The following is a 6,647-nucleotide window of genomic DNA, read 5'->3' as shown; positions in this document are numbered from 1 at the left end:
GTTTTGGCTACTTCTAGTTCTGAATATTAGAGAATCTGATTCTCGCAACGCAAACCGCGTGCGCTATCTGCTCAACTACCAGTCGACCGCCGGTCAGGCCTCGCGGGCGAATCCCCGCGAGCAGAAGTCCCACACCTCGTCCGCGGTGATGGGATGGACAGTGGCGTCATCGGAGCCGCCACTGTATTGCGCGAGGAACATGACGGTCTGCATGGTCATCGCGGCCACCCGCCTCGGATTGATGTCGGCGCGCAACTCACCAGCCTCGCCGGCCGCTTCCATGAGTTCGGTCAGCAACGCCACCAGCGGTGCGTTGGCGATCTTGACCTCGGCCGGGTGCGTGACCAGTAACCGCGGCGCAAAGTCGGTAAACAGTGGACGTTTGGCCGTCGGGTCGGGACGGGAGGCCTCATACAAAAGCTCGACGGCGACCTTCAGTCGCTCCATCGGGTCGGAATGGTTTTCGGTCGCGGCGCGGATCTGGTCGGCGGACCGGCTCAACGCGTCTTCGAACAGCGCGAGCAGCAGCTCGTGCTTGCCGTCGAACTGCAGGTAGAAGCTGCGCAGCGACTGCCGGGAGCGGTCCACGACCTCCTGGACGGTGAAGTCCGTGCTGCCCTTTTCGATGATGATGGCCTGCGCCGCGTCCAGGAAACGCTGAACGCGCTGGGCCGCGCGCAGTTTCGCGGTCTTGATGGATCGCTCGACCGCGCGCTGTTTCCAGGCCGGCTCCTCGCCTGGATTGGTCACCGACGGCTCGGGGGATTGCCGCGTGGGGAGAACATGATTGGACTGTACCGGAGAACGCCGTGACATCGTTGCGCTCGACCTCCTCACGGACGACGTGTTGGAGATTGTAACTTTCTCACGACGAGAATAGTATTCTCTTACACGTGTGGATGGAAGCGTAATCGAAAAGAGTGCGACTAGTCGTTCTAGAAAACGCCAGTCATCGTCATCCGCCCGCGGTCGCCGACCAGTGAGCAGTTCCCGGGAGTGCTTGTGCAGCTGACCTTTGACGCAGACGTCGAGGCGTTTCGCGCCGAGTTCGTCGCGTTCCTCGACACGCATCTGCCTCACCTCACCGAGACCGGGTCCGAAACCGACTCGGCGTTCGAGCGGTCGCGGTCGAGTTCGCACATCCCGGAGTGGGCCCGCCAATGGCAGCGGCTGCTGTTCGACAACGGGTGGTTGCTGCCCGGCAACCCGCCGGAGTCCGGTGGCCGCAACGCCACGCTGTTGCAGCAATACGTGCACCTGGAGGAGTTGTCGCGGCGACGGATCTATCAGAGTTTCAACCCGCAAGGCGTCGGCATCATCGCGGCGTCCTTGTTGTCGTTTGGGACCCCGGAGCAGAAGCGCCGATGGGCGGTGCCGATTCTGCGTGCCGAGATGACCGCGTCGCTGGGCATGAGCGAACCCGGCGCGGGCTCGGATCTGGCGTCACTGAGAACCCGGGCGGTGCTGGACGGGGATCACTTCGTGGTCAACGGGCAGAAGGTGTGGACCTCGGGCGCCCATGACGCCGATGTGCTGTTGACGTTCGTGCGCACCGATCCGGACGCGCCAAAACACAAGGGCATCAGTGTGTTGATGATCCTGACCGATACCCCCGGCGTGGTGCGCCGTCCATTCGCGTCGGTGTGCGACAAGGACGACGTCGACTTCAACGAAGTGTTTTTCACCGACGCCCGCGTACCGGTGGAGAATCTGGTGGGTGAGCTCAACGGGGGCTGGCGGGTGGCAACCGGCTCGCTGGGCCACGAACGCGCCATGTTGTGGATGGACTACGTCGACATGTTGCACGCGCTGACGGCCGATTTCAGTCCGTCGGGAGTGTTGCAGCGGGATCACTACGCCACCCTGGTGATGGACGCGCAGGCGTTACAGCTGTTGGGGTCGGCGGCGATCGCGCGGGCGGCTCGCGGGGAAGAAGATGTCCCTGCCCAGTCAGTGCTCAAACTCCTTGGCTCGGAGGCCTTGCAGCGCGCCGCCGAGGACGCGTTGAACGCCTCGGGGACCGACGCGCTGGCGTTGCACGCGGTCAGCGCCCCCTTCGCCCCGCTAGATCTGGACAGCCACTACCGCAGCCGGTTCGACCGGTATGTGCGCAGTTTCGCCGCGACCATCGCCGGTGGTACTTCCGAAATCCAGCGCAACATCATCGCCGAGCGGATACTCGGCTTACCGCGCAATTAGCCAGCGCGAGTGCGCTTCTGACGATGCCGGGCGTCAGCACGGCTGGTAGGTGTCGTAGACCTTGCATCGGTGCACGGGCTGGTCCTGGTGGCCCCAGAACCAGAAGTAGCAAGCCATCGCGATGAGCCCGGCCAAGATCGACACCACACCCAACACGATGCCGGTCGTCGCCACCCTGGGACTGGTCGCGGCCAGCTTGGCTCGCGAATGGCCCATCGTGCCGGTCACGATCGCCGCGATGCCGAAGGCAATCCCGATCAGTACCCACGACGTGACGAGCGCGACCACACCCAGGATCACGGATACGACACCCAACTTTTCTTGAGGTGCGCCGGGCTGACTCATGCGCCAATCCTAAGCGACCGGGCCCGAGACGCTAAAGGTGCGCCAGCCGTGGGGCAGATCCGTTGGCCCGCAACCTCGCTCCAGCCTGTCGGGTCAATTCGCGCGAGCTGCCCAACAGCCCGTCCAGAATCAGCGACCGTTTGACGTGTCGGTGCAGCTGGTGTTCGGAGGTGAAACCGATGCCGCCGAGCACCTGCTGACAGTGGCGTGCGGCGGTGAGCGCGGCTTGGCCGGCCGCGGCTTTGGCCAGCAAGCAGGCCAAAGCGTGCGAGCCGTCCGAGTCCTCCGGTATATCGCCCGCGGCGAGCAGGGTCGCCTCAGCTCCGTCGATCGCGACGAGCGTCTCGGCCAGCCGGTGCCGGATCGCCTGGAAGGAGCTGATGTGCCGACCGAATTGAACGCGGTCCAGCGCGTGCTGGCGGGCCAGGGTCAGCATGGCCCGGCCGGTACCTACCAGCCACCAGCCAAGTGCTTGGCGTCCCGCGGCCAGCGCGGCGGGTGGCAGGGGTTCTCCCGCTGCCACACGGTGGATCGGTAGTTCGTCGTCCAGCGCTGAACTGGCGCCGTCGGTGCGCTGCCAGACCACCCAGGCGTCGCCCGCGAACGGCAGCGGCAGAGTGCCGCCGGGCGCACGACCGGCCGCGCGCAGCACCACATCGTTGAGCACCGGCGCGTGTGCACCGGTCTCACCGAGCAGCCGGAAGACCAAAGGAATTGCGAAATCGGGGATTTCGTCGAGCATGTCGAGCCAGCCAAGGTCAGCCAGCGCGGCGTCGAGCGCGGCGCCCGACACCGAGTTCATCGCGGTGCGCATCGAGTCGGCCAGCAGCTGCAGCTCAGCGTCCATTGCTCACTCCTTCCCCAGGTCCAGGAGCCGCCGGGCGATGATGTTGCGCTGAATCTCGGCGGTGCCGCCATAGATGGTCGCCGCCCGCGAGTACAGGTACTCCGGGCGCCATGGCGTGTCGTCGAGTTCCAGAACCCCGGGCATCAGGTCGCGGACGGTGTCGTAAAGGCGTTGCTCGGCGCCGGCCAGTAGCACCTTGTCGATGGAGGTATCCGGTCCGAGCCGGGCCCCGTCGCGCAACCGGTGCTGGGTGTTGCGGGATCGGCAGCGCAGTGTATGCAGTGCGAGATACGCTGCACCTAAAGCAGACTCGTCAGATCGATCGCCTGGAGAAGTCTCCGCGATCAGTTGATCGAATCGTGCATAGAGGTACGCGATGCGCTGCCAGAAGCAGGTCGAGCGCTCGTAGGGCAGTAGGTCCATCGCGAGTCGCCAACCCTCGCCCGGCCGGCCGAGCATCCGGCTGGACGGCACCACCACGTCGTCGTAGTACACCTCGCAGAACTCGTCGACCCCGTGCATGGTGCGCAGCGGCCGAATCGTGATGCCCGGCGTGTCCAGGTCGACGAAGAACGCGGTGATTCCGTCATGGCCGGGCGCGGTGCGGGTGAGCAGCACGCACCGCGTCGAGAACTGCGCGAAACTGGTCCATACCTTCTGGCCGTTGACAATCCAGTTATCGCCGTCGGGCGTGGCGCGGGTGGTCAGCGATGCCAGATCGCTGCCGGATCCCGGTTCGGAAAACCCCTGACACCATTGCTCGCGGCCGCTGAGCAGGCGGGGCACCATCTCGGCGGCGAGTTCCGCAGGCGCGTAATCGATCATGGTGGGTGCGAGCACCTCGAGCATCGAGTACGGGCCGGGTTCGGCCAGCCGGCGGCCAACGACTTCTTCGCCGACGATTGCGCGAAGCACTACGGGCCCACCCAATCCGCCGACTTCTTTCGCCCAGCCGTACCGCATCCAATCGGCGTCATACAGCGCTCGGCTGACGCGGGCGAATTGCTGCATATGCCCCTGCAGCGAGTGGTCGGGTCCAGGAGTCAGGTCGTGCTCGTCGAGCCACGCGCGCAGGCCGGTCCGGAACTCCTCGACATTCACGGCTCGGCTCTCACGGCTCGGCTCTCACGGCTGGGGGCGGCCCACGGCATGCGGGCGCCCCGAGTCGTGCACGCCGCTGCGGCGGATGAACGTCATGGCCCGGGTCTTCAGCCGCCAGCCGTCGGCGGTGCGGGAGTAGGTGTCTCGGTAATAGCCGATCCGCATGTCGTGAGCGGATTGCTCGATGAAGCACAACGGCTGTGTGCCGCTCGCCGAGTCGCCATCCAACTCCACCACCGCGGTCCCGGTGAGAAACAAGCCCTTCGGCGCGGCATCCACCAGGACCGGGAAGCGGTCGAGGGTGTAGGTGTCGCCGAAGGCGCTGTAGGTTCCGTCGGGCGTGAAGACGCCAATCAGCCCGTCGATGTCGCCTTGAGTGATGGTCACCGCATACCTGGCGAGCAGCTGCTGAATCTCGACCAGATCATCAGTTCTGGTTGGCTGTGTCGTCGACATAGACCTTGCCACCTTTCATAACGAAGCTGACGTTGCGGGTAACGGTGATGTCTTCCAAGGGATTTCCCGGCACTGCGATGATATCGGCGAGCTGGCCTGGCGCCAGCCGGCCCCGGTCGGGGGAGTTGATGAGCTCGGCAGCGGTCACGGTGGCCGCGCGCAGCACCGCCAGCGGCGGCAGGCCCCAATCGACAAGGGTGACAAGCTCGTCGGCGTTGCGGCCGTGCGGTATGGCGGGTGCGTCGGTGCCCACGGCAATCTTCACCCCGGCCGCGTAGGCGGCCAGTATCGAGGTGCGCGACTTCGGGAACATCTCGGCAGCCTTGGCCTGCAGCTCAGGCGGTGCGTGCGAGACGTCCATCCCTTCGGCCAACCGCCGAGTGCTGACCAGGAAGGTGCCGTGCTCGACCATCATCGCGATTGCGTCGTCATCGATCAAGAAGCCGTGCTCGATGCAGTCGATCCCGGCTTCCACCGCATGCATGACCGCCTCGGCGCCGTGAGTATGCGCAGCCACCCGCAGCCCGCGCCGATGCGCCTCATCGACGATCGCGCGCAGCTCCTCATCCGAATAATGCTGCGCGCCAGGTGGACCGGTCAGCGACATCACTCCGCCCGAGCAGCAGACCTTGATCAGTTCGGCGCCGTGTTTGATTTGATAACGCACCGCCTTACGAATCTCGTCGATTCCGTTGGCGATTCCCTCCTCGACCGTCAGGTCCAGCACGTGCGGCGCGAACGCCGCGAACATGGTCGGGTCGAGATGTCCGCCAGTGGGCGTAATCGCATGCCCGGCAGGCACAATGCGGGGTCCGTCGATCCACCCGGCGTCAATGGCCTTGCCCAGCGCCACGTCCAGCAGATAGCCGCCGGTCTTGACGAACAGGCCCAGGTTGCGCACGGTGGTGAACCCGGCGCGCAGCGTGCGCCGGGCATTGCCGACCGCGCGCAGCACCCGCGTCGGGGGGTCGTCCTGCACCTGGGACAGCCCGGGCGTCTCGCCGCGCCCGCCCATCAGCAGGTTGACTTCCATGTCCATCAGGCCCGGCAGCAGGATGGAGTCACCCAGATCGATGATGTCGCCCTCTGGATCGCCGCCAAGGCCGACGATGCGATCGCCTTCGATACGGATGATGCCCGGCCGAACGATCTCGCCGGCGTCGACGTCGAGTAGACCCGCTGCTTTGAGGGTCAGCACGTCTAGACCACCGGCTCCTTGATCAGTTGGATATAGGAGGCACCGCTGTCGAGCACGCGCGGCTGCTTCCACACCTCGACGGGGAAGCTCACCATGACTATCGACTGTCCCAGATGCACCAGCGCCTTGGCATCCTCCGGCATCCCCTTGAGCGGGAAGCGCGCGTCGACGTAGACCATGATGTCCTCGAGCCGCGCCATGCCTGCGTCGTACAACTCCTGCATCTCGGCCATCGTCGAGTTCAGTCGCTTGGAGTAGCGTTCCTCCTCGGTCGGCAGGCACCAGTCGGTGAACCGCTCCAGGTCGGCGAATTCCTCCGGCAACTTAGACATGTGCTGCATCCTTCTCGGTCGCCGTGTCGGCGGACTTGCCGTTGGCGGAACCTTCCCCCGTCGCTTCGCTCGCCCCGGAACCTTCCCCCGTCGCTTCGCTCGCCCCGGAACCTTCCCCCGTCGCTTCGCTCGCCCCGGTCGCGTTCCCGTTCTTAGCGGCCTTGTACCT

General features: G+C 65.4%; 8 protein-coding genes. 1 reads left to right on the top strand and 7 read right to left on the bottom strand.

Annotation, left to right across the window (positions count from 1 at the left end):
- Positions 1–93: 93 nt before the first annotated feature.
- Positions 94–750, bottom strand: coding sequence for a TetR/AcrR family transcriptional regulator (locus VML93_RS03200; RefSeq protein ID WP_325607620.1), 657 nt, complete (start codon positions 748–750; stop codon positions 94–96).
- A gap of 252 nt (positions 751–1,002) precedes the next feature.
- Between VML93_RS03200 and VML93_RS03195 the strand changes: the two genes are divergently transcribed.
- Entirely contained in the window at positions 1,003–2,199 is a 1,197-nt protein-coding gene (locus VML93_RS03195) for an acyl-CoA dehydrogenase family protein (RefSeq protein WP_325607617.1), read from the top strand.
- 33 nt (positions 2,200–2,232) lie between these two features.
- Here VML93_RS03195 and VML93_RS03190 read toward each other — a convergent pair whose 3' ends face one another.
- Genes VML93_RS03190 through VML93_RS03165 form a run of 6 tightly spaced genes read right to left on the bottom strand, consistent with a single transcriptional unit; the run spans position 2,233 to position 6,478 of the window.
- On the bottom strand, positions 2,233–2,544 hold the full coding sequence (locus VML93_RS03190; RefSeq protein ID WP_325607615.1) for a DUF4190 domain-containing protein: 312 nt from the start codon (positions 2,542–2,544) through the stop codon (positions 2,233–2,235).
- Positions 2,545–2,575: 31 nt separating this feature from the next.
- Entirely contained in the window at positions 2,576–3,391 is an 816-nt protein-coding gene (locus tag VML93_RS03185; RefSeq protein WP_325607613.1) for an acyl-CoA dehydrogenase family protein, read from the bottom strand.
- Between the two features lie 3 nt (positions 3,392–3,394).
- The gene (locus tag VML93_RS03180; RefSeq protein ID WP_325607611.1) at positions 3,395–4,492 is read right to left on the bottom strand and encodes an acyl-CoA dehydrogenase family protein; all 1,098 of its coding nucleotides are present in this window, start codon (positions 4,490–4,492) and stop codon (positions 3,395–3,397) included.
- 24 nt (positions 4,493–4,516) lie between these two features.
- The gene (locus VML93_RS03175) at positions 4,517–4,948 is read right to left on the bottom strand and encodes a nuclear transport factor 2 family protein (protein ID WP_325607609.1); all 432 of its coding nucleotides are present in this window, start codon (positions 4,946–4,948) and stop codon (positions 4,517–4,519) included.
- Positions 4,920–6,146, bottom strand: a complete 1,227-nt coding sequence (locus VML93_RS03170) for an amidohydrolase family protein (protein WP_325607607.1) — start codon at positions 6,144–6,146, stop codon at positions 4,920–4,922. Before VML93_RS03170 ends, VML93_RS03175 begins: the two co-directional genes overlap by 29 nt.
- Positions 6,147–6,148: 2 nt before the next feature.
- On the bottom strand, positions 6,149–6,478 hold the full coding sequence (locus tag VML93_RS03165) for a hypothetical protein (protein ID WP_325607605.1): 330 nt from the start codon (positions 6,476–6,478) through the stop codon (positions 6,149–6,151).
- Positions 6,479–6,647 lie beyond the last annotated feature (169 nt).

Source organism: Mycobacterium sp., from assembly GCF_035499775.1.
In the GTDB taxonomy this organism is placed as follows: Bacteria; Actinomycetota; Actinomycetes; order Mycobacteriales; family Mycobacteriaceae; genus Mycobacterium.
Note: the sequence above shows the minus strand (reverse complement) of the source record. Positions and strands in the feature narration are given on the sequence as shown.

What these genes read in the sequence shown, in the direction of transcription:
- VML93_RS03190 (WP_325607615.1), bottom strand. Translation starts at nt 2,544, where the DNA reads ATGAGTCAGCCCGGCGCACCTCAAGAAAAGTTGGGTGTCGTATCCGTG.
- VML93_RS03185 (WP_325607613.1), bottom strand. Translation starts at nt 3,391, where the DNA reads ATGGACGCTGAGCTGCAGCTGCTGGCCGACTCGATGCGCACCGCGATG.
- VML93_RS03175 (WP_325607609.1), bottom strand. Translation starts at nt 4,948, where the DNA reads ATGTCGACGACACAGCCAACCAGAACTGATGATCTGGTCGAGATTCAG.
- VML93_RS03165 (WP_325607605.1), bottom strand. Translation starts at nt 6,478, where the DNA reads ATGTCTAAGTTGCCGGAGGAATTCGCCGACCTGGAGCGGTTCACCGAC.